Below are 22,589 nucleotides of genomic sequence, written 5' to 3' on the forward strand. Positions count from 1 at the left end.
TGGATTTTGGATTTTGGATTGTTTTTGTGATCTCCAATCTAAAATCTAAAATCTAAAATCTAAAATTTTCTTCCCCAGTCCCCAGTCACCAGTCACCAGTCACCAGTCCCCAGTCCCCAGTCCCCAGTCCCCAGTCCCCAGTCCCCAGTCACAAAATTAACCCGATACGGTCTAAAGGCCAGAAGCGAAAGGTAGCACGGCCAATGAGATTTTGCTGAGGTAAAAAGCCCCAGTATCGGGAGTCATTACTATCGTTGCGGTTGTCTCCCATCACGAAAAATTCATCTTCTGGGATTTTTACGGTTGGAAATGGCTGATTTGGTGGTTCGGCAATGTAATCTTCTTGTAAAGGCTGACCGTTGAGGTAAACTTTACCATTCGCTACACTAATTACCTCTCCTGGCCTACCAATAATACGCTTGATAAAGGCTTGGTTTTTGTCATATCCACGACGTTGTAATTCTGGTGGTGTTTGAAAAACGACAATATCGCCTGTTTCGGGAGGATGAAAACGGTAAGATACTTTTTCCACTACTAAGCGATCGCCTATGTGTAAGGTGGGGTACATTGATTCTGATGGTATTAATCGGGGTTCGGCGATAAATGTCCTGATTAGTAATGCTAAAGTTAGTGCGATCGCTATTAAAGTCAGGTTTTCTTGCCAACCACGCCATGTTTTTGCAGATGTGGAAGTTTCTGTAATATTACTTTCTTGCGGCTTCATAGTATTTTGATGATTGTGACTCTCAAGGTATAATTATTAGTAATTTTGGTTCTGTACGAACCCATACCATTGACACTCCCCTGCCTAAAGGCGAGGGGATTCTACATTCGCAGACTCGCCATTAGACGACAGGCTTCGCCGTAATTACTTCTTTCGGACGGATAATTTTTTCACCCCAACGAAAACCACGACGGACTATTTTTGTAATTGTTTGGTCTGGGACATCAGTTCTTTCTTCTCGATCTACTACACGACATAGGTTAAAATCTGGTTCTTGACTTTCTAATTCTATAGGTATAAGTTGACGTTTTCCTAATACGCTGAGAAATTTACGATTAACTGCGGAAACAGAACGGGGTAAGCGTTCAATAAATTCTGGACTGGGGTTAGGGTTATTTTCCAGATAATCTAATAAAGCTCTCAGTGCTTTAGCAATAACATCTACCGGATAGGGTTTAGCAGTGCTAAACCCCCACTCCTGACTCCTGACTCCTTGATTAAATCTACTAATGAGTTTATGTCTGACTATAGATACTATTTTGATGATTCAGAGGCTAGATTAGCCAGTAATAACACATTGTGAGAATAAAAATTTTTATGCCTGAACAGCCGTTTGTACAAAAAAAGTTTGAAGAAAAATTATTAGCTCAGGCAGCCCAAAGCAGATTAACTGAAGAATTAGATGAATCAGAAAAAATAGATGTAGACATACAAACAGATATTGGTAAAATAATTCAGGGAAAAGTAGACGGGGTTGCTATAGCTGGTCAAGGATTAGTGATTAGGGAAAAAATCCGTGTTCAAGAAATTAAACTGCAAACAGATAGCATTGCTGTCAATCCTTTTAGTGCCATATTTGGGCAGATTAAACTTAATGAACCAGTAAATGCGATCGCCCATGTTGTCATGGAAGAAACTGATATTAACTTAGCTTTAACTTCAGAAATAATTCGCAGCTTAGTGCAAAAATTCCAGCTAGATGTAGATGGAAAAATTGTCAAATTTGAACCCCAAGAAATGCAGGTTTTTCTATCTGCTGATGAGACCTTAGAATTTCAAGGTAAAATTTGGCTCAAAGAACAGGGAAACAGTCACATTTTAGGATATCATGCTATAGCTCATCCCCGCACCCAAACAAAACCTGCCATGTTAGAGAGTTTTCGTTGTACCCAAGGTGAAGGAATTAGAATAGAATTAATTACCGCAGCCATGCAAAAAGTTAAAGAAATTCTCAATTTACCATACTTTGAATGGGAAGATATGATATTTTATATTAGAGATATGCAAGTCAAAAAGGGTCAATTAATACTCATGCTCGCAGCCCATGTTAAACAACTTCCTTCAGAAGAAACCTTACAAAATCTTAATTAAGTTGCACAGCAATCTTATATTCCCAGTGAGGATTCAAAATACAGAATCCTACAAAACGCCCCTACTTCGCCCCTACGACTCCTGACTCCTTATAGAAGTTTATGATCAAATAAAAAACATGAAAGAATATGATGTTGTAATTATTGGCGCAGGACACAATGGTTTAGTGTGTGCTGCTTATTTACTCAAAGCAGGTTATAGCGTCCTGCTACTAGAAAAACGTTCTGTTCCCGGTGGTGCGGCCACAACAGAAGAATGTATCCCAGACAAAGCACCAGGGTTTAAATTTAACCTCTGTGCTATTGACCATGAATTTATTCATCTCGGTCCAGTTGTTCAGGAATTAGAACTAGAAAAATATGGATTAGAATATTTAGAATGTGACCCAGTTGTTTTTTGTCCCCATCCCGATGGGAAATATTTTTTAGCCCATAAATCATTAGAAAAAACCTGTGCAGAAATAGCCAGGTATAATGAAAGAGATGCTAAAAAATATGCCGAGTTTACACATTATTGGCAACGGGCAATTAACGCCATGATGCCCATGTTCAACGCTCCACCCAAATCAATTATAGATATATTCGGTAACTACAACCTGCAAAAATTCAAAGATTTATTTTCTGTCATTGGTTCTACCCAAAAAAGTTTAGATTTTGTGCGAACAATGCTCACCAGTGCAGAAGATATTTTAAATGAATGGTTTGATGAAGAATTTCTCAAAGCACCACTTTCTAGACTAGCATCAGAACTAGGAGCGCCACCATCACAGAAAAACCTGGCCATAGGTGTAATGATGATGTCTATGCGTCATCATCCAGGAATGACTAGACCCCGTGGAGGAACAGGTGCATTAGTCAAAGCATTAGTGAATTTGGTAACAGCAAAAGGCGGCGAAATTCTCACAGATCAGCAAGTAGAAAAAGTCTTAATTGATGATGGTAAAGCCGTAGGTGTACGGGTTGCCAATGGTGAAGAATATCGGGCAAAATATGGAGTAATTTCTAATATTGATGCCAAAAGATTATTTTTACAATTGATAGATGCTCAAGAAGTAGATGATGCTGATCCAGAATTACGAGACAGATTAGAAAGGCGCATAGTTAATAATAATGAAACTATCTTAAAGATAGATTTAGCATTAGATGAACCCTTGCGTTTTCCTTACCATGAACATAAAGACGAATATCTCATTGGTTCAATTTTAATTGCAGATTCCATGAATCATGTAGAACAGGCGCATAGTAAATGTACAATCGGAGAAATTCCTGATAGTGATCCCTCAATGTATTTAGTGATGCCTAGCTTTCTTGATCCGACTTTAGCACCACCAGGAAAACATACAGTTTGGATTGAATTTTTTGCCCCTTATCAAATTTCTGGAGCAGAAGGTACAGGTTTAAAAGGTACAGGTTGGACTGATGAATTGAAAAATAAAGTTGCAGATAAAGTAGTTGATAAACTAGCAACTTACGCTCCCAATGTGAAAAATGCAACTATCGCTAGAAGGGTAGAAAGTCCAGCAGAATTAGGAGAAAGATTAGGGGCTTATAAAGGCAATTATTACCATATTGATATGACATTAGATCAAATGGTATTTTTTAGACCTTTACCAGAATTAGCAAATTATAAAACCCCCATTGATAACCTGTTTTTAACAGGTGCAGGTACTCATCCCGGTGGTTCAATTTCAGGAATGCCAGGACGTAATTGTGCGAGAGTATTTTTGCAGTCTAAACACCCAATTACTCAGACTTTAAAGGATGCTGGAAATTCAATTAAGTCTACCGTTGGTTCTGTATTTGGTATTAGTTAAGTAGGGTTTGCTGAAAAAGTTATCTCTGAGTGGCCAGGAGTATGGCTAACACCACGCTACGCTATCAGCAAACCCTATCTAGGTTTTACATTTATTCAGCAAGCCCTAATTAAATAATAACCTGATCCCCGACTTTTCAAAGATCAAAGAGGTTGGGGATCTATATCTATTGAATGGAAAAAAAGCTAATTACGAATTACCCCATGCTTTTGTAAATCTTCTAAATTACAAACTTCCAAAGCTCTAGAGTGGGTAGCTTCCAAAACAACAGGAGGTGCAACACCCGCTTCTAAAGCTTCTTGCCATCTGGCAGCACATAAACACCAACAATCTCCAGGTTTTAAACCAGGAAAATTAAAATAGGGTACAGGTGTGCTTAAATCATTGCCTTGGGATTTTGTATATTCTAAAAATTCTGCTGTTACTTGAGCGCAAACAACGTGCATCCCAAAATCTTGCCCTCCTGTGTTACAAAAACCATCGCGGTAATATCCAGTCATGGGAGATGTGCAGCAAAGTTCTAATTTTGTACCGAGTACGTTTTTAGCTTCTGTCATTTTTGGAGATTGTGTAGGTTTTCAGATATATATGTACATATATTCTACAAATAATAATCAGCAGCGGATATTTTATATATGTAACTGATTTTTTAAGTAATTATTCGTCAGAGTGAGGATAAAAGTCTAGGTCTAAAATTTGATTGAGAGCAAAAGGACAAGCGATCGCAAATTTCTCCTCTGATAAACCAGTTTCCACCATTGCCTCTTTTCGCGCTCTTTGATAAGTAGCGTTTATCCATTCATCATCAGTTAAAAAGCGTCGTAAACTGGGACTTTCTGCCAATAATTCATCTAAATTCAATCGTTCACGGGTAATGGTTACTTGCCAATTTTTACTACGACGTTCAGGCTGATATTTCCACTTTAGCAGGTGTGATAACACCAACCTTAAAGCACTCTGTAACGCTCGCTGTTGACTCTTACCCAAATCTACCACTTCCTCAATTAAATTTTCTAAATCTAATTCGTCCCACTGTTGCGATCGCAAAATTTCTGCGGTCTGTTCTACCCAAGCAAAAAAATCTTGTCCATAAAGAGTTTGTAAAATTTGGAGTTCTTGGGTCTTCATGGTATTCCTGTTTTTTCATCCTGTGCATCCTTTCTTATTTTATCATATTGCTCCTTTAATGCTCCTAATCCTGATTCATAAACTGATTCATAAAATTTCTATTGTCAAAATCAGGATTGACTATTTTTTCAGATTAACAAGATTCAGTATTAATAAATTCATCCTTCATCCTGTAAATCCTATAATCTTGTTCATCCTGATTCTGACATTCTCAACTTATCATCTACCAAAAACAGTAGTCAAAGAACGAGCTATATTTTGCGGTTGCATCGCATCCATCGCTGCGGTTGGTTCATAACCACAATGCACCATACAATCAGCACATTTAGGATTACCACTAGCGCGTCCGTACTTACTCCAATCAGTCTCATCTAACAATTCTTGGAAAGTTTGATAATAACCTTCATTCAACAAATAACAAGGTTTTTGCCAACCCAAAACACTATAACTAGGACTACCCCAAGGAGTACATTCATAGTCTTTTTCTCCAATGAGAAAATCTAAAAATAATGGGTTGTGATTAAAGTTCCAGTTTTTCTTCCCAGATGTGTAAGGTGCAAGAATTTCTCTAAATAAAGCGCGGGTTTGTTCTTTTTGCAGAAAATGATCTTGATCTGGTGCCCATTCATAACTGTAACCAGGGGAAATCATCATTCCATCAACTTTTAAAGTATCGAGAAAATCAAAAAATTCCTGCATTTCTTTGACATCACAACCTTCAAAAATAGTCGAGTTTGTAGTAACACGAAAACCTTTAGATTTAGCAGCGCGGATCGCTTGCACAGCAACATCAAAAACGCCTTTTCTGTCTACACATTTATCATGCCATTCCCGCATTCCATCAAGATGAACACTGAAAGTTAGATAAGGAGAAGGTTGAAATTTATGGAGACTCTTTTCTAACAACAAACCATTGGTACACAAGTAAACATATTTCTTGCGTTCTACTAAACCTTTAACAATTTCATCAATTTGTGGATGTAATAATGGTTCTCCTCCAGGAATAGAAACCACAGGTGCGCCACATTCTTCTACAGCTGCAAAACATTGTTCTGGGGTCAGATTTTGTTTGAGAACTTCTGTAGGATGTTGGATTTTTCCACAACCAGAACAAGCTAAGTTACATCTAAATAAAGGTTCTAACATTAAAACCAGAGGGAAGCGTTTACGTCCTAACAGACGTTGTTTAACTAAATATTTACCGATGTCTATAGCTTGTTGTACATTAATCGCCATTTAACTATTCTCCTCTCTTGATAACACCACATCGTTTGTAGTCAGCACTTAAGTGCTGACTACGAACTTATTTGACATAACCATTAGCAACAAACCAATCAACAGCGTCCTTGAGTGCTACCTTCAGAGAAGACTGAGGTAGACTAAGTTCGCGGATGGCCTTGGAAGCATCATAATACATTGGTTGCTGTGCCATGCGAACACCATCTATAGGAACTGTGGGGGTTTTTCCCATAGGTGCAAGAATTTTCTCTTCTATCCAAGCAACACTCAATGGTAAAAAAGCGGGAACTGATACTTGCGGTGCTTTCAATCCTGTAATTTCGGATAGTATTTCTAGCAGTTGTTTGAGACTCAGATTGTGATTTCCTAAAATATAGCGATCGCCTGTTTTTCCTTTTTCTAAAGCTAGTAAATGTCCCTTAGCTACATCTCGCACATCAATAAAGTTCAAACCAGTATCCACATAAGCCGGCATTTGTCGTCGCAAAAACCGCAGAATAATATCTCCGGTGGGTGTGGGTTTAATATCCAATGGTCCTATAGGACTGCTAGGATTAACTATCACTATATCTTGACCTTGTTTTGCTGCTTCTTTTGCGGCTTGTTCAGCTAGGAATTTAGACTTTTTATAGTCTCCCACTAACTTCTCTACTGGACTCTGATGGTTTTCATCCACAACTTTACCCGATTTTCCTACTCCAATAGCTGCGACGGAACTGGTATAAACTGTGCGTTCAATTCCCGCTTTTTGCGCTGCTGCTAAAATATTCCTTGTACCTTCCACATTATGACGATACAGTAAATCGCGGTCTTTTTGCCACAGGGAATAATGGGCAGCTACATGAAACAGATAATTACAACCTTGCATCTGTTTCCAGATATTGGGATCATTTAAATCACTTTTGACAATATCTATTTCTAAACTCCGTAAATTTCCCAGGTTACTACTTCGACGTACTAAAGCCGTAACTTTGTATCCTGATTCTAATAGCGATCGCACTACATGAGAACCTACAAAACCTGTACCACCAGTTACAAAAGCCCGCATTTAATAACCTCTCACTCCTCAATATGTTATTATCTATGTATCTGGGTAACTTAGCTCAGATTTTTTGTTTTTCATCTTTGTTTAATGATATTATGTTAAGTATAATTATCCAAGCAAGATAGTTATATACACAAACGTTTATATTACTTGTAATTATGCCCCTACAAGAAGAAATTGACAAAACTAGGCAAGAAATTAAAACTGATGGCTACTCAATGTCAATTGGAGAGTGGATGAGTCTTTATCAGAGTAATGAGATTGATATTAACCCAGAGTTTCAAAGAGTTTTTCGCTGGTCAGAACATCAAAAATCTGCTTTTATAGAATCAATTCTGTTAGGCATACCAATTCCTCCCATTTTTGTTAGTCAAAGAAATGATGGTGTTTGGGACGTTGTAGATGGTGTTCAAAGACTATCCACTATATATGAATTTACAGGTCTTTTAAAAAAAGATAATCAAGAAGAAAATACACATCCAGTAGCTTTGCAAAAAACTACATACTTACCTTCCTTAGCAGGTAAAAAGTGGGATGATCCTAATGATCCTGAAAACTCCTTAACTCAAACACAACGTTTATTAATTAAGCGAGCAAAAATAGGAGTAAATATTGTTGAAAAAGAAAGTGATGCGATCATTAAATATGAGCTATTTCAGCGACTTAATACAGGAGGAACAATTGCTACACCTCAAGAAATGAGAAATTGTATCCTGTTGATGCTAAATAAAAAACTCCATGAATTAATGCGAACACTGGCAAATTATGAACCATTCAAAAATTGTATAGCCTTGAGTGATAGGCTTTATGAAGAACAGTATGACATGGAGTTAGTATTGCGGTTTATTCTTCTATTTGATAAGGCGGAGGAAGATATTAGAAAATTGGGTGACGATGTTAGTTTTTTTCTAACAGAAGAAATGCGTAAAATGGCTCTTGAGCAAGAATTAGATTATAGCCAGATAGAAATGGCATTCAAGACAACATTTGATGTCCTGAATCAAACTACAGGAGATAATAGTTTCAAAAGATATAAATCTGAACAAGATAGATTTCTTGGCGGGTTTCTATTATCCGCATTTGAGGTAGTAGCATTAGGAATTGGACACAATTATCAAAATCTGCCTCCAATAAATAAAATATCAGAGTTAATAAAAACTATTTGGTCAGATCCAACTTATCAAAAGTGGTCTGGTGCAGGTGTGAATGCTGTAAGACGTTTACCCTATCTTATTCCACTGGGTAGAGGAGTATTTTCTCCCTCATGAGCATCCGCACTGCTGAAAAACTAAGTGATATCCTTGCAACTGATCTTGCTTGGAGAAAAAAGGAACTGTCAGAAATAAAATCCTTAATAGAATTAAAAAATGTTTCTCCTCAAAGGCATAATGTATGTATTCGCAGTGGAATATGTATTTTATATGCTCATTGGGAGGGTTTTGTTAAATTAGCAGCTAATTCTTATCTGGAATATGTTGATATGCAAAGACTTCGTTATGATCAGCTTGCTAGTAATTTTCTAGCTTTAGCAATGAAAGAAAAACTCAAAGATGCCAAAGACACCAATAAACCATCATTATATATCCCTGTTTGTGACTTTTTTCTTTCCCAATTAAATACGAGATGTTCTTTACCCAAAAAAGCAATATCTACAGCTTCCAATCTTTCTTCTCAAGTTTTGAAGGACATCACTGATATTTTAGGATTAGATTTTTCATTATATTCTACTAAGTCAAAATTAATAGATGAAAGCCTCTTAAAATCTAGAAATGAAATAGCTCACGGTAACGATTTACTGGTTAGTAGAGAAAAATACATAGAATTACATACGGAAATTATCGCAATGTTAGATATGTTTAGCAATCAGATACAAAATGCTGCTGTTAATAAAGATTTTATGTTGAACAAATAAGTTCCGAATATTTTCCATAATCAATAAGATTTATTTATTAAATAACTTTTTTTAATAAGTTTTTTCAAAAAAAATTTTGTTTTTTCAGGGTTCAGGTCGCTGTCAGCGTGGTATGATAGTCATATTAATATAATGGAGTGTAAGCAAAATTTTTTTGAAGGCACACATTCCCATTATCAGAATATCAGTTCTAGGCGAAAAAGTCAACGGGGTTAGACCCCAAAAAAACGAATTTTTTTTCAAAATTAAATTTTTTTTTAATTTTTTGATGTCCTAAGAAATTGAAACGACTAAAATCCTGTAAATCCTAAAATCCTGGACATCTTGATTCTAACAAAAAAATTATAACACAAACAAACATTCTGTCAATCCTGATTCAGACATTTTACTATATTTCCACATATTGCCAGCGTTTGGTTGCTCCGGTTTCTCGACAGATTAAAATTCCAAACCATTCTAATCTTTCGACATTTTCAGCGATCGCATTTTTGTTCCATCTACCATTTTTGAATTGAGCAGCAATTTGATCCACTGTCCACTCGCTGGTATTGGTGCGGAGTAAGTAGCGGATAGCTGCAAGTTGCTCTTTTGGTTGTTTGGGAAAAGTTTTTTGTTCGCTGGGAATAATAACGGTTGCTTCTGTTTCCATTACTTCCGTTAGCACTTTTTGAGTAACTTCGTTTGGTGCTTGATATTCGGGACGCAACCAGCGAACTATACCGTTACGTTCTTCTTCTGCACGTTCAGCATTGAGAGTAACTAAGCGTTCTAAGATAATTTCTTCAATTTCTGCTTTTGTTTTTTGATTATCTTTTAAATCTTGCCATTCATAAGCATCAAGAACAGCGTTATCTAATTCATCATGAATTTGTTTGAGGGTGGAAACTAAGGCTTTATTATTATATGTTTTATCTGCGTCGGTAAATGTTTCACCTTTGCGGAGTTTTTCTAGGAGGTTATACATTCCTGTAATTGTGATTTCGGGATGTTGTGTTTGTACTCGTTTACGATGGGAGTCTAATCTTTCTCCTAATTCTCGAATTTTCTGTTTTTGTTCTGGTGTAGGATTTGGAAAAGGGAATTTATCAAAGCAAATAGATTTTGGATATACAGGAGTCACTCCACGCTGAGAACCAGAAGCTAAAGTCCAAACTACATGAATATAGCTAGATAAAACACCCAAATAATAAGCATCACTTAATCCAATGACAACTAACTTATGTTCTGCTAAAACCTGACTATCTACAAAAATAAAAACACGATGTTTTGAAGTTTCTACTGTTACAATATAACGGTCTAAACCTGCTATAGCTTGACGAGTTTTAGGCATATTTTCCCCAAACAACCACCAGTTATCTTTTCTCGTTTTACGATTATTTGTATCTCGTTCTGGTTTAACTTTTAACAATACTTGTTCAAAAGCTTTAGGGTCTTGATTTTGTGCTTCAGATAAACTTAGTTCAAAAAAGTCTATTACTTGTAAATTTCGAGGTGTTTTTAGCACATCATTTCCATTAATTATAGGGCGTGTACAAGGGTAATGTTTCTCTAATTCAGAATTATCATCAATTAAAAAACCCCTATTTCCTAACATTACACCCATCCCAGCAAGACCATAGTTAGATTTTAATGATAAAGCTCCAACAATATCTGTACCTATTCTGATATCCGCTTGAATTAGACCATGACTGGTAATAGTTTCAATTTCAGCTATTCCATCTATAGAGTTAATTTTCTCCAGTGTTACTAAAGATAGTTTTCCAATTCCATTTCCTGAAGCTCCTGATGTCATTGCAATTCTTACAGATGCAGAATCTTTAGTATCAACCCAAGGATGATCTGGAATTGCAAATATTAAATGAATTGGTTGTGTTGACATAAGAGCATCACTAATTACTCTCCGATTGAATGTTTGTGTAATACTATTAGTGGTAACAAAACCAAATCGGTTAATTTTTTGTGTAGCGGTTAATTTTGCAGCCTTATACCACCAATACATTACATAATCACAGCTATCAGGAACTTCATTTTTATACGTATTACGCATAGTTTTTACATACCCTTCACCTAAATTTTCAATCATATATAATTTTCCAATAAAAGGAGGATTAGAAACAATATAATCTGCATCTGGCCATATAGCAGGACGAGGATTAAGATAACGATAAATAGGAATTTGATCACTCGCATCTGGAACATCTTCACCCGTCACAGGATGCTTGATCATTTTTCCACCCCAGCGAGTTTTCACCTGACCCGTTTTAGCATCAATATCTAATTCCCTCCCATCATAATCTAACACCGCATCACGAAATTCAATATTATGAAAATCCTGTAAAATCGGTTCTGGTGGTGGTGTACTTCCATAGCGTTTAAAATGCCATTGTAAATAACCAATCCAAATTACTAACTCTGCAATAGCGGCCGCTCTAGGATTAATTTCAATCCCTAAAAATTGCGATGGGTTTACCTGTTTTCTTCCTGCTAAACGCGGATCAAATTCTTCTAATAAATTCGTTGTCACCTTCCCCAAAACATCCAGCAAGCGCATTTGTACTTCCTGTTCCAATGTTTTCAGCAAGTCTAAAGTCACATACAAAAAATTACCCGAACCACAAGCAGGATCAAGAATGCGAATTTGTTGTAATTTCTCTAAAAATGCCCGAATCTCATTTTCAGCTTTTTCTATTTGTGCTTTTGTCGGTTTTTGCTGTTTTTCTTTCAGAGTTAAAAATCGATCAACTTCCGATTCAACTAATAACCATTCCTCCCGTAAAGGTTCTATAACTACGGGACGCACCAACCGCTCAACATAGGATCGGGGTGTGTAATGCGCTCCTAAACTTTTACGTTCTTTACTATCTAAAGCTCTTTCTAATAATGTGCCAAAAATCGCCGGTTCTACCTCTGTCCAATCTTTATTTGCAGCTTCATACAGCACTTCTAACTGTTCTTTGGGTAAATCAAAAGCTGTCGCATCAGCAAAAAAACTACCATTAAATTGGGGAATTTCATCAAAGTTAAATCTACCCCCAGTATTCATGATATCCCAAAGGCTTTCAATATCTGTCTTAAACGTCTTCGGTTCAACTAACCAGCGTTCTTTTAATGCTTTAGTGAAAACTTCTCCTTTCAACAATTTCACATCTTCTGCAAACATGGTAAAAATGCAGCGCATGAGAAAATTAGCCACTTCTTGGGGTTGGTGTCCTTGTTTTTCTAACCACCGTGCTAATTTAGCTAAGGTATCTGCAACTTCTCTTGTTACCCGCGCTCGATATTTTTCCGGGTTTAAAGTTTGCGGATCATTAAATATCGCAACGAAACGATTAAATACTTTTTCATCTAAAAGCTGATCAAGATCAATTTTTTCCCGCGCACCATAACCACCATAGTTACCACTAAAACTCATCCACATTTCAAAATGTGAACCAATATCACAGGTAATTAAAAAGGGAGGTTTACTTGGTAGAAAAGGTGTATAACTTTGAGCTTGATAAAAAGCTTTTTCCATGGCGATATCGTAGGTTTTTGTCCCTCGTTTAGCAGTACCCCGTTTAGCTGTATTTCCCCCTTGTTTAGCTTCTATTAAAAAATGTCCTTCTTTGTAGAAGTCTGCAAAGTTGGTAGTTTCTCCATCTTTGTTAAATATCTTGATGTCTTTATCAAAACAATAGCGATCGCCTGTTATACTTCCTTTAGGTGCTGGACGTTCTACCGCCAAAGCATCACAAAGTTCTAAAAAGAAACCCTGATAATTTGCTCTCTCGTTACCCTGTGAACCTTTCCACTTTTTGAGGAATATTTCTACTCGTTGATGATCTTCACTTTTCATGGTAGTCTAGAATATTAATTACTGTTATGAATTAGGATTTTACAGGATTTTTGTCAGAATCAGGATATCCAGGATTTGAGGATTTTCAGGATGTAGTAAAAGAAAAAAACTGAAGTTTTACCCAATTCATAAGTTTGAATTATTGAAAATTAAAAATTAATAAGTTTTTCTTCAAAAAATCTTTTTTTTAGGTGTTGCCGTCGGGGTAAACGTGGTATGATAGTCATATTAATATAATGGAGCATAAGCAAAATTTTTTGTAAGACACACATTCCCATTATTAAAATATCAAGTCTAGACAAAAAAGTCAACGGGGTGAACCCCAAAAAACGAATTTTTTTTTCAAAATTTAATTTTTTTTAATTTTTTTGATGTTCTAAGAAATTGAAAAAACTAAAATCCTGTAAATCCTAAAATCCTGGACATCCTGATTCAGACAACAAAATTATAACACAAACCAACATCCTGTAAATCCCCTAATCATATCAATTAGATCCCCGACTTCTTGAAAAAATCGAGGATCTAACTCTGTCAACTGTCAACTGTCAACTGTCAACTGTCACCTGTCACCTGTCAACTGTCATCTTCTTTCTGGGAAACCAATCATCTAAAATGGCATAGACAACAGGAACAACAATTAAACTGAGAATAGTAGAAGTTACTAAACCACCAGCAATAGCAACGGCCATAGGCGATCGCAACTCAGAACCTGCACCAAAACCCAAAGCAATTGGTAACATCCCTAAAATAGTAGAGACAGTAGTCATCATAATCGGTCTGAGTCTCACAGGTCCAGCTTTAAGAATAGCTTCCGTGCGTTCCAAACCTGAGAGACGTAATTGATTAATGTAATCTACCAAAACAATCGCATTTTTATTAGCAAGTCCTAGTAAAAACACAAAACCAATCAAAGAAATCATGCCAAAATCACTCTTAGTTAAGAGTAAAGCTAACATTGCTCCCACCACAGCTAAAGGTAAAGAAGCACCAATTACTAAAGGATCTACCCAACTTCTAAACAGTAAAATCAAGACAACGATAATACACAACGCCGATAAAATCAAAGTGGAAATAAAACTACTAAAAACCTCATTTTGTTTAGCAGAATCTCCACCTAAATCTAAAGTAATATCAGCAGGTAAAATATCTTGAGCTTCAGCCACAATTTTATCTGTAGCATTACCCAAAGTTAAATCCTGACCCAAATTAGCACTGACATAAGCTACCCGTTGTTGGTTGAGTCGTTCAATCTGAAAAACTTGATCTGAATTATTTGTTTCACCTGTAACTGTAACATCTGCAAATCCTGGAATTTTCGTAATGCGATCTTTAATTTTCTTGGCCGCTTGATTCAAAGTTTTCAGATCATTACCACGAAGTGCTATTTGTAAAGGTTTTTCTCCACCAGTATCCACAAATTGAATATCTTCCACACTGGTAGACACACCAGGAAGTTGAGGTAAACTTTGCCGCAATTGATCTTGTAATTCTGCGGTTTTCATTGTGCGGTCTGCCTTCAACTTGACATAGAGAGTACCCTTATTTGGTTCACCTCCACGAGAACCAACCGTAGTAAACACAGTTTCCACATCTGGGTATTTTCTTACCTCCGCTTCCAGTTTTTTTGCCACCTCTAAAGAGTCATTGAGAGGGTTAGGAATGGGGACTGGGGACTGGGACGTTATTTCCTTTCTGTCTTCTACCTGGTTGGTGAGCGAAGTCGAACCACCCCTGCTTCTTAACTGCTGTAAAGCTTCTAAATCAGGGATTTTCGGCAAAGGAGCAGTATAAGTAATATTAAATTCACCCCGATCTAACTTAGGAATAAAACCCTTGGGAATAAAAGGAACTAGGGCAATTCCAGCAACAAAACTGAGTACAGCTAAAGCAATAACTATTTTTCGGTGATTCAAAGACCAAGCTAATAAATTGCGATAAGCTTCAGTAAAATAAACCCCAATATTTGCTAAACCCACCCAAGAACTCTCTGAAACCTTCTTCCCTTCCTGTTCTTTGCGCCCTTCGTGGTTCAATTCTCTTTTCTTAACAGGTTTGAGCCAATAAATAGATAAAACTGGTGATAAAGTCCGCGCCACCAATGTAGAAGCAATATAAGCAGCAGAAACCGTAATTCCAAAAGGCTGGAAAAATTGTCCAACTACTCCACCCATCAAACCAATAGGCAAGAAAACAGCTATAGCTGTAGCAGTAGTAGCAACAACCGTTAAACCAATTTCATCGGTAGCTAAATGTGCCGCTTCACGGGGACTTTGCCCTTCTTCAATATGCCGTAAGATATTTTCCACATCAATAATGGCATCATCAATCACACTACCAATAACCAAAGCCAAAGCTAACAACGTAATTGTTTCTAAGTTAAAGCCGAAAAAGGCCATCACAATAAACGTTGCTAACAAAGATGTGGGAATAGCTAAAGCAGAAATTAAAGTTGCTCGCCAACTCCATAAAAATGGGAAAATGACGACAATTGCTAAAATGATCGCTTCCATCAACGCATCTATGGTTGACTGGGTAGCTTTGCGGATATATTCTGCTTGGGTAGCGGCTAGGGTAAATTTGACATCTTTGAAAGTAGAGCGCAGGTTTTCTACTTCCTGTTCTACGCGACTGACAACTTCTAAAGTATTAGCATTACCACGTTTAATGACTTGAAAAGCTAGTACATCTTGACCATTAAATCTGACTAAATTTCCGCCCCCTTGAGGTAAGGCCGCAGTGGCATTGGTAGGATTGAGAGGAGGTGATTTTGGTGGAGTGCCTAGCAGTGAGACTTTGAGAACTCCTGGTAATTTGGCGATCGCAGGGACAATTTTCTCATCTGCCAATTTTTGCAAATCATCCAAACTGCCAGACTCGCTTTCAATGGCATAACTAATGACTGATGACTCATTCAGGTTTAAAGGAATAATCTGATAATTAGCTCCTTCAGGCAGTTTTAAATCCTTGAGTGCAGTTGTAGTATTTTCCGTAGAAGTTTCTAAATTTGTACCCACTGCAAACAACAAGCTTACAGCAGTTTGCCCCGGATAGCTGGAAGAACGGATATTTTCCAGACCTTCCAAGGATTTGAGGCTTTCTTCTATTGGTTTAGTTAACTTTTCTTCTGTCTCTAAAGCCGAAGTGAGGGGTGCTTGAGCATTAACCACCACCACGGGAAAAGTAATATCGGGGAATAGGGCGTATTTGAGAGAACTAAAAGCCAGAATACCCGCTATTGTCACCCCGATCCAAAAACACACCGTCAACCACGAAAATTTAATTGCCCATCTGGATATATTAAAAATTTCGCGTGCGGATTTTGAGTTAGTCTGTACCATCTTGGAAATTAGATTATCGCGTGGCTGACACAATCATTTAGTTATGCTACATTAACCGTCCACCTTTTAGTCAGTTTTGCAAATCGCTATATTCCCAGTGTTTTGGATCTGGGAATATGAGCGATCGCCTATATCAAAATGCTGATGTTCAATAAGTTGAATATTTCTAAAGTTGTAGTTATAAGTCCCCAGTCCCCAATCACCAATGTGGACAGTTTCTCAACACGGCTTCCAGTTTCCTAGCAACATCCACAGAATCACTTGAAAGGATTAGGAATGGGAAGTGAAGATGGTAAAACAGCTACAGCAGCAGCACAAGAGGAATTTTTTTACCCTCTTATGTTCATTCCTCCTTGTCCCCGTAGCCTTCCTTGTTCTGGTAGTTGTCCTGGTTCTGCTTGCGCCAATAGTTAGAGATCATGAACACGAGGAGCAGGTATAAACACATTAAACTCGCATCTGTCAAATTTGGCAATAAAGCCTTGAGAAATCAGGGGGTGTGAGAGCGCAAATTAAATTAAAAATCCCCTGCTGGTTAAGCATGGGGATTTTCCCTAAAAGCTTTATTCTTAATTAAGCAGCTAGATTTGACGCAGCAAATTCCCAGTTAACCAAGTTATCCAAGAAATTTTTGATGAATGCTGGACGTGCATTTCTGAAGTCGATGTAATAAGCGTGTTCCCAAACGTCGATGGTGAGCAGTGCCTTTTTACCATGAGCTAGGGGGTTTTCTGCGTTGGGTGTTTTCATGACTTTGAGTGTACCACCGTCATCAACTAACCAAGCCCAACCGCTACCAAACTGGGTTGCAGCCGCAGTAGAAAATTCTTCTTTGAATTTGTCGAAGCTGCCAAAGTCTTTATTAATTCTCTCGGCTAGTTCACCTGTGGGAGCGCCACCACCTGCGGGTGTGAGTGAGTTCCAAAAGAAGGTGTGGTTCCAAACTTGAGCCGCGTTGTTGAAAATGCCAGCTTTGGCAGGATCTTTGAAGGAAATTTGAATTACTTCTTCGAGGGACTTATCAGCAAGTTCTGTACCATCGGTGAGTTTATTGAGGTTGTCTACATAAGCTTTGTGATGCTTACCATAGTGATACTCAAAGGTTTCACCTTTCATGCCATATTGCTCTAAAGCATTAAAGTCGTAGGGTAGGGGAAGCTGTGTAAATGCCATGTTTTCAAGTCCTCTCTTTATTGTTTTCCAGTTAAAGCTATTGCCAAAAACCAGAAAATTTCAGGTTTTGTATTGAGTCAGTTTTATATCCTTGATATTGGGACACAAAACTTAACATGGCTATTCTACTACCAAAGTGAACCTTAAACCACTGCACTTTAGTAATAACCCAGATTTCTAGTTCTCTAGTTGGGGCTGGTAATGGGTAATGGGTAATGGGTAATTGGTAATTGGTGATTGGGAAATCAAAAATTATTGTGAACTCCTGAACTCCTGTAACTCCTGAATCCTGAATTCTGCGGTAATTATCGTTGAGACAAACGATCCTGGTAATAATTAACAATTCGCGCTGCCACCTCACCAGGAGTAAGTCCATCGGTTTCCACTTCCACTGCATCGGCGGCTTTCCGCAATGGGGAAATTTTGCGAGTGCTATCTTTATAATCTCGTTCGGCAATATCCCGTTCGAGTTGTTCTAAACTTACTTCCGGTTGCCCTTGTTTTGTAAAGTCCTGCTGACGACGACGGGCGCGTTCACTCACAGAAGCAGTTAAGAAGATTTTCACTTCTGCATCTGGGAAAACATGAGTACCAATGTCTCGGCCTTCAGCTACTAAACCACCCTTTTTCCCCCAGCTTTGTTGTTGTTGAACCAGGGCTTTGCGGACTGTATTTTGCGCGGCGATCGCTGATACTTTTGATGTCACCTCAATGCTCCGAATTTCTTGAGTGACATCAATACCATTAATCCATACCTGTACGGGAAATTGTATATTTTGACTAGGAGTAAGTTCTATTTTACACTGGTTGGCTAATTCAGCAATACTGCATTCATCATCAATATCAATGCCGTTTTCCAGCACTAACCAAGTGATAGCACGGTACATTGCACCAGTATCTAAATAAACTAACCCTAGTTGGTTTGCCACTTGGCGAGCCACGGTAGACTTACCCGCACCAGCAGGACCATCAATGGCGATAATCGGTTGGCGTAGCCCGTTGTAGACATCGCGCAAGATGGTATTATCAATCAAACGTGTAGAACCTAGACGGGCTGCGATCGCCAGCATTCCTTCCTCCTCAATTTTTCTTAGAAACATCAATGTAGTCGGTTCAACCAATTCAATATATTCCACATAGATAGTGCTGACTTTTGCGATTTCTTCCCACACCAATGCTATCAGCTGGCTGCTGTTGCGAACGCCAGCACGAAACGCCGCTTCAGCTTGCTGCAAGCCTTTAAATAACACTGTTGCCTGATCTTTTTCCGTTGCAGTCAAATATTGATTACGAGAACTCAAAGCTAAGCCAGACGCTTCCCGCACCGTTGGACAAGCAACAATTTCTACTGGCAAATTTAAATCAGCCACCAGACGTTTAATAACTGCTAGTTGCTGGCCATCTTTTTCACCAAAGTAAGCTCGATCAGGCTGTACCAAATTGAAAAGCTTGGTGACAATTGTCGCCACACCTTGAAAATGACCCGGCCGATATCTACCACACAAGCTACTTATCATACCAGATGGAGGGATTACTTGTGTCACTTGATTTTCTTGTATATTCTTCTGAGCAATTCCCATTTCTTCCGGAGTAGGGGCAAAAATCGCATCAACTCCCGCTTGTTCACACAATTTTCGATCTTGCTCTAAAGTCCGAGGATAGCGTTGATAATCCTCATGTGGTCCAAATTGTAGGGGATTGACAAAAATACTAACAATCACAGTAGAATTTTCTTGCCTAGCTTGTTGCATTAGGCTTAAATGACCTTGATGCAGTCCGCCCATAGTGGGGACTAAACCAATTTTTGTAGGATACCAAGTAGTCTGATCATCAAATAATAGCTCGTCTGAAAGTTTAATATTACTTTCCCTGCGACGTTGATTTAAATAGCAGCGTAAAGCTGCAACTGTTGTCAGCAAGCGCACAAAATACCCCTAGTTCTTCTCTATCCTCTCCCCCGTTAGTTTATATCTAAAATTGGGGTGAGAGATGAATGAACTAGGGGTATGAAACAATAGTGAAGAGCGAAAAAGAGTTTTTACTGTGAAAGGGTGTTATCTTCCCAACACCTCAATACGAACGGGAGCAAGTCCACTGCTCATCATTCCTAATATCCGGGCTGCACCCAGAGAAAGGTCAATAACTCGACCACCGATGTATGGACCACGATCATTAATTCGCACAACTACAGACTTACCATTCCGGGTGTTAGTCACACGAACTTTTGTTCCCATAGGTAAACTACGATGGGCTGCTGTCATTCCTTCGGGATTATATCTCTCACCGTTGGCAGTTTTCCTACCTGCCCAATCATAACCGTACCAAGAAGCTATACCCTGGAAGTTGAATTTGATGCGACCGGCAACTTGTTGCGGTAGCTTGGGCATGGAAATGGTGGTACGTGGTGGTAAGTTGGCAATTTCGCTGATGGGAGATGCTTGGCCTATGAGTCTCCGCAGGCGATTGGTTGCTTGTAATGCATCTTGTGCTAGATTATTTGTAGTATCTGATAGTTGGGTGGATTCATTGATTTCCACCAATTCTTTACCGTTGATTTTGATGGTGTAGCTATCAGGTTGCTGTTCAACAGAGAAGCCTTTGTCTTGGGCTTTATTATGATTCACTGGAGATTTTTCCCCTGTTTTCCAGCTGACGATAATTTTGCTTGCGTCTGCATCCTCCCGCATCAACTGGTTGATTTTGGAGGCTACTAAACTGGCTCTGTGTACTGGGTCATCGGCAATAATAGAGCTAGGAGATTTGCTCACATCCATCACACTTCCTACACTGGCTACCTTAGCTGAGTTACTGGCGGCAGGGATATAAGATTTAACGCCTTGGCTATTCCCAATTGTTCCCACTTTTGTTTCCGCACTCTTGACTGGGTTAGAACCCAGAAAGGTAAGAACGGGAATATTTCGGATGTAAAGGGTTGCCGCTTGACGACCTTCAACGCTGTGAGGATGAATTTGTGTGTTCACAGCATCTAAGGTATTTTCCTGTGTCGGGGACTGGTACTCTCCCACTTTCACTGCATCAGCTACGGCAGATGCTTGGGTAGTTGGAGAGTTTCCCTTGGTGGTTTGAGTACGACCCACTGCGGGTACACCCAAAACAGACAGAAACACAGCGACAGTAGTCCACAAATGTCTTTGATTCATGCGTCCGATTTTAAAGCGACTCTAGAACTTAAAGTTTTGTAATTCGAGTTTTGTGGTTCATGGCTTTTTCACCTGTGTTGGTGAATGAACCTGAAACTCGAACTCGTTCCGCTTTCACTTTTTGTTTATAACTGCAACAGAGTAACATGAACTTTTGGGCTTGGGGATCAGGGTTTTAGCGTAAGTCTTGCGCTGGTTTCCTCAATTCTTATTGGGTTTTATCAGTCAAAACCTTTTGCAAATCAGGTTTTTGGATTTGTAACATTTTTTTTCGGGATATGAATAATTTTTTATGAACATGAAATATGAAGTTGATTTTCGCTTAAGTTCTTAATAGCTTGATTGTTTGATATCAGCTTTGTAATCATAGTAACATATATAACTCAAATTTTCAATATTTTTAGTATTTATTAGAACTTAATATTTTAATTATCAATATTTATACTCATAATTGATATTTGCTCGATTTGAAGAAATGAACCAAAAAAACTATGAATAATCAATGATTTTTCTGAAAAAAATACGTTTTTTATTTTCAGAGTCGAATAAAATATGATACAAAGGCTATTTGAAAATATTGGTAAATATAGTATTTTTTTAAAATTGATTGTTCAGTAATTTTGAGGTTGACAACTATCTATTTTTAGTAATAAGCATTGGTTTCATCAAAAAAAAGTAATGATGGGAAAATAGAGAAAAGGTTGTCAGTTTGTAAAGTAGACTTTTTTAAGTATAAAAAACTACTTTTAGCTGATAAACACAACTAATCCATCAACTATCATATTTATTTGCAAGTTATCAGCCTTATGGCAAACTCACAAGATCGAGAAACAGGTTCATCACCATTTTTAGAAGTTCTCAAAGATTTGCATTCCCAGTACAAATCACTGCAAGAGGGTACAGTCGCAAACTACATTCCCGAACTAGCAAAAGTAAACCCCAACTTATTTAGCATCTGTATTGCTACTGTAGATGGTCAGATTTATGAAGTTGGTGATTATCAACAGCTATTTACTATCCAGTCGATTTCCAAGGTGTTTATTTATGGACAAGCTTTAGAAGATCATGGACGGGATTATGTGTTAACTAGGGTAGGAGTAGAACCGACTGGAGACGCATTTAACGCGATTATTCTTGATGAACAATCAAAGCGACCCTATAACCCGATGGTAAACGCAGGAGCTATAGCCACTACCAGTTTAATTAAAGGTAATGGAGCGACAGAACGCCTTAATCGCTTATTAGAAATGTATAGGCGTTATATTGGACGAGATGTATTTGTAGATATTTCGGTATTTACTTCCGAACGCAGTACAGGACACCGCAACCGCGCTACTGCCCATCTTATGCTAAATTTTGGCATGATTGACCAAAATATTGAAGAAGCACTAGATTTATATTTTCAACAATGTTCTGTGATGGTAAATTGTCGAGATTTGGCGGTGATGGCTGCTACTCTCGCTAATAAAGGAGTGAACCCGATTACCAAGGAAAAAGCGGTAGACAGTTGTTATATCAAAGATATATTGAGTGTGATGTATACCTGTGGGATGTATAACTTTGCGGGTGAATGGGCTTATAAAGTAGGAATTCCAGCGAAAAGCGGCGTTTCTGGGGGAATTATCGCCGTTGTTCCTGGTCAGATGGGAATTGGAGTGTTTTCACCTCTGCTAGATGGGCGTGCTAACAGTGTGCGGGGGGTGAAGGTGTGTGAGGAACTGTCTCAACGCTTGGGGTTACATTTGTTTGAGTGTAAAGGAATGTGATTAGGGACTGGGGACTGGGGACTGGGGACTGGGGACTGGGGACACTTCGACAAGCTCAGTGCATCGCTGGGGACTGGGGACTGG

At 38.2% G+C, this 22,589-nt stretch carries 17 protein-coding genes; 6 read left to right on the top strand and 11 right to left on the bottom strand.

The annotated features are described in order from the left end of the window. Window positions 1–148: 148 nt before the first annotated feature. Entirely contained in the window at window positions 149–724 is a 576-nt protein-coding gene (gene lepB / locus H6F47_RS20115) for a signal peptidase I (protein ID WP_096571861.1), read from the bottom strand. A gap of 121 nt (window positions 725–845) precedes the next feature. Beyond that, complete coding sequence (gene grpE / locus H6F47_RS20120) at window positions 846–1,271, bottom strand: nucleotide exchange factor GrpE (protein WP_190650701.1); 426 nt, start codon at window positions 1,269–1,271, stop codon at window positions 846–848. Window positions 1,272–1,321: 50 nt separating this feature from the next. On the opposite strand from grpE, the gene H6F47_RS20125 reads away from it, so the two are divergent. Then, complete coding sequence (locus H6F47_RS20125) at window positions 1,322–2,095, top strand: DUF2993 domain-containing protein (protein WP_190650687.1); 774 nt, start codon at window positions 1,322–1,324, stop codon at window positions 2,093–2,095. Window positions 2,096–2,204: 109 nt separating this feature from the next. Continuing rightward, window positions 2,205–3,908 (top strand): beta-carotene ketolase CrtO, encoded by a 1,704-nt coding sequence (crtO, locus tag H6F47_RS20130; RefSeq protein ID WP_190346804.1) that lies wholly within the window; start codon window positions 2,205–2,207, stop codon window positions 3,906–3,908. Window positions 3,909–4,093: 185 nt separating this feature from the next. Here crtO and H6F47_RS20135 read toward each other — a convergent pair whose 3' ends face one another. The 4 genes from H6F47_RS20135 to hpnA all read right to left on the bottom strand — a co-directional run bounded on the left by H6F47_RS20135 (window position 4,094) and on the right by hpnA (window position 7,323). Continuing rightward, window positions 4,094–4,465, bottom strand: a complete 372-nt coding sequence (locus H6F47_RS20135; RefSeq protein WP_190346768.1) for a DUF2237 domain-containing protein — start codon at window positions 4,463–4,465, stop codon at window positions 4,094–4,096. Between the two features lie 100 nt (window positions 4,466–4,565). Continuing rightward, entirely contained in the window at window positions 4,566–5,036 is a 471-nt protein-coding gene (locus H6F47_RS20140; RefSeq protein WP_190650689.1) for a DUF29 domain-containing protein, read from the bottom strand. A gap of 219 nt (window positions 5,037–5,255) precedes the next feature. After that, a complete protein-coding gene (hpnH, locus tag H6F47_RS20145; RefSeq protein ID WP_096571867.1) occupies window positions 5,256–6,272 on the bottom strand; it encodes an adenosyl-hopene transferase HpnH in 1,017 nt (338 codons plus the stop codon). 67 nt (window positions 6,273–6,339) lie between these two features. Further along, window positions 6,340–7,323: a hopanoid-associated sugar epimerase gene (gene hpnA / locus H6F47_RS20150; protein ID WP_190650690.1), complete on the bottom strand. Its 984-nt coding sequence runs from the start codon at window positions 7,321–7,323 to the stop codon at window positions 6,340–6,342. Between the two features lie 155 nt (window positions 7,324–7,478). Between hpnA and H6F47_RS20155 the strand changes: the two genes are divergently transcribed. Both H6F47_RS20155 and H6F47_RS20160 read left to right on the top strand, forming a co-directional pair. Continuing rightward, entirely contained in the window at window positions 7,479–8,588 is a 1,110-nt protein-coding gene (locus tag H6F47_RS20155) for a DUF262 domain-containing protein (RefSeq protein WP_190650693.1), read from the top strand. Beyond that, window positions 8,585–9,232 (top strand): MAE_28990/MAE_18760 family HEPN-like nuclease, encoded by a 648-nt coding sequence (locus H6F47_RS20160; protein ID WP_190346771.1) that lies wholly within the window; start codon window positions 8,585–8,587, stop codon window positions 9,230–9,232. Before H6F47_RS20155 ends, H6F47_RS20160 begins: the two co-directional genes overlap by 4 nt. A 388-nt stretch (window positions 9,233–9,620) precedes the next feature. Here the strand turns inward: H6F47_RS20160 and H6F47_RS20165 are convergent, their stop codons facing one another. Beyond that, window positions 9,621–13,067: a class I SAM-dependent DNA methyltransferase gene (locus H6F47_RS20165; protein ID WP_190650695.1), complete on the bottom strand. Its 3,447-nt coding sequence runs from the start codon at window positions 13,065–13,067 to the stop codon at window positions 9,621–9,623. Between the two features lie 566 nt (window positions 13,068–13,633). After that, window positions 13,634–16,405 (bottom strand): efflux RND transporter permease subunit, encoded by a 2,772-nt coding sequence (locus H6F47_RS20170; protein WP_190650697.1) that lies wholly within the window; start codon window positions 16,403–16,405, stop codon window positions 13,634–13,636. A 276-nt stretch (window positions 16,406–16,681) separates the two neighbouring features. Here H6F47_RS20170 and H6F47_RS20175 point away from each other — a divergent pair, with 276 nt between their 5' ends. Beyond that, window positions 16,682–16,819: a hypothetical protein gene (locus tag H6F47_RS20175; RefSeq protein ID WP_162501890.1), complete on the top strand. Its 138-nt coding sequence runs from the start codon at window positions 16,682–16,684 to the stop codon at window positions 16,817–16,819. A 159-nt stretch (window positions 16,820–16,978) separates the two neighbouring features. Here the strand turns inward: H6F47_RS20175 and H6F47_RS20180 are convergent, their stop codons facing one another. From H6F47_RS20180 to H6F47_RS20190, 3 genes are all read right to left on the bottom strand, one after another. Beyond that, window positions 16,979–17,578: a superoxide dismutase gene (locus H6F47_RS20180; RefSeq protein ID WP_096571872.1), complete on the bottom strand. Its 600-nt coding sequence runs from the start codon at window positions 17,576–17,578 to the stop codon at window positions 16,979–16,981. Window positions 17,579–17,883: 305 nt separating this feature from the next. Then, window positions 17,884–19,503 (bottom strand): bifunctional pantoate--beta-alanine ligase/(d)CMP kinase, encoded by a 1,620-nt coding sequence (locus tag H6F47_RS20185; protein WP_190650699.1) that lies wholly within the window; start codon window positions 19,501–19,503, stop codon window positions 17,884–17,886. 129 nt (window positions 19,504–19,632) lie between these two features. Continuing rightward, window positions 19,633–20,739, bottom strand: coding sequence for a septal ring lytic transglycosylase RlpA family protein (locus H6F47_RS20190; protein WP_096571875.1), 1,107 nt, complete (start codon window positions 20,737–20,739; stop codon window positions 19,633–19,635). An 806-nt stretch (window positions 20,740–21,545) separates the two neighbouring features. Between H6F47_RS20190 and glsA the strand changes: the two genes are divergently transcribed. Further along, on the top strand, window positions 21,546–22,505 hold the full coding sequence (glsA, locus tag H6F47_RS20195; protein ID WP_096571876.1) for a glutaminase A: 960 nt from the start codon (window positions 21,546–21,548) through the stop codon (window positions 22,503–22,505). The last annotated feature ends 84 nt before the right edge of the window (window positions 22,506–22,589 follow it).

Origin of the sequence: Sphaerospermopsis sp. FACHB-1094 (assembly GCF_014696195.1) — a bacterium.
In the GTDB taxonomy this organism is placed as follows: Bacteria; Cyanobacteriota; Cyanobacteriia; order Cyanobacteriales; family Nostocaceae; genus Sphaerospermopsis; species Sphaerospermopsis kisseleviana.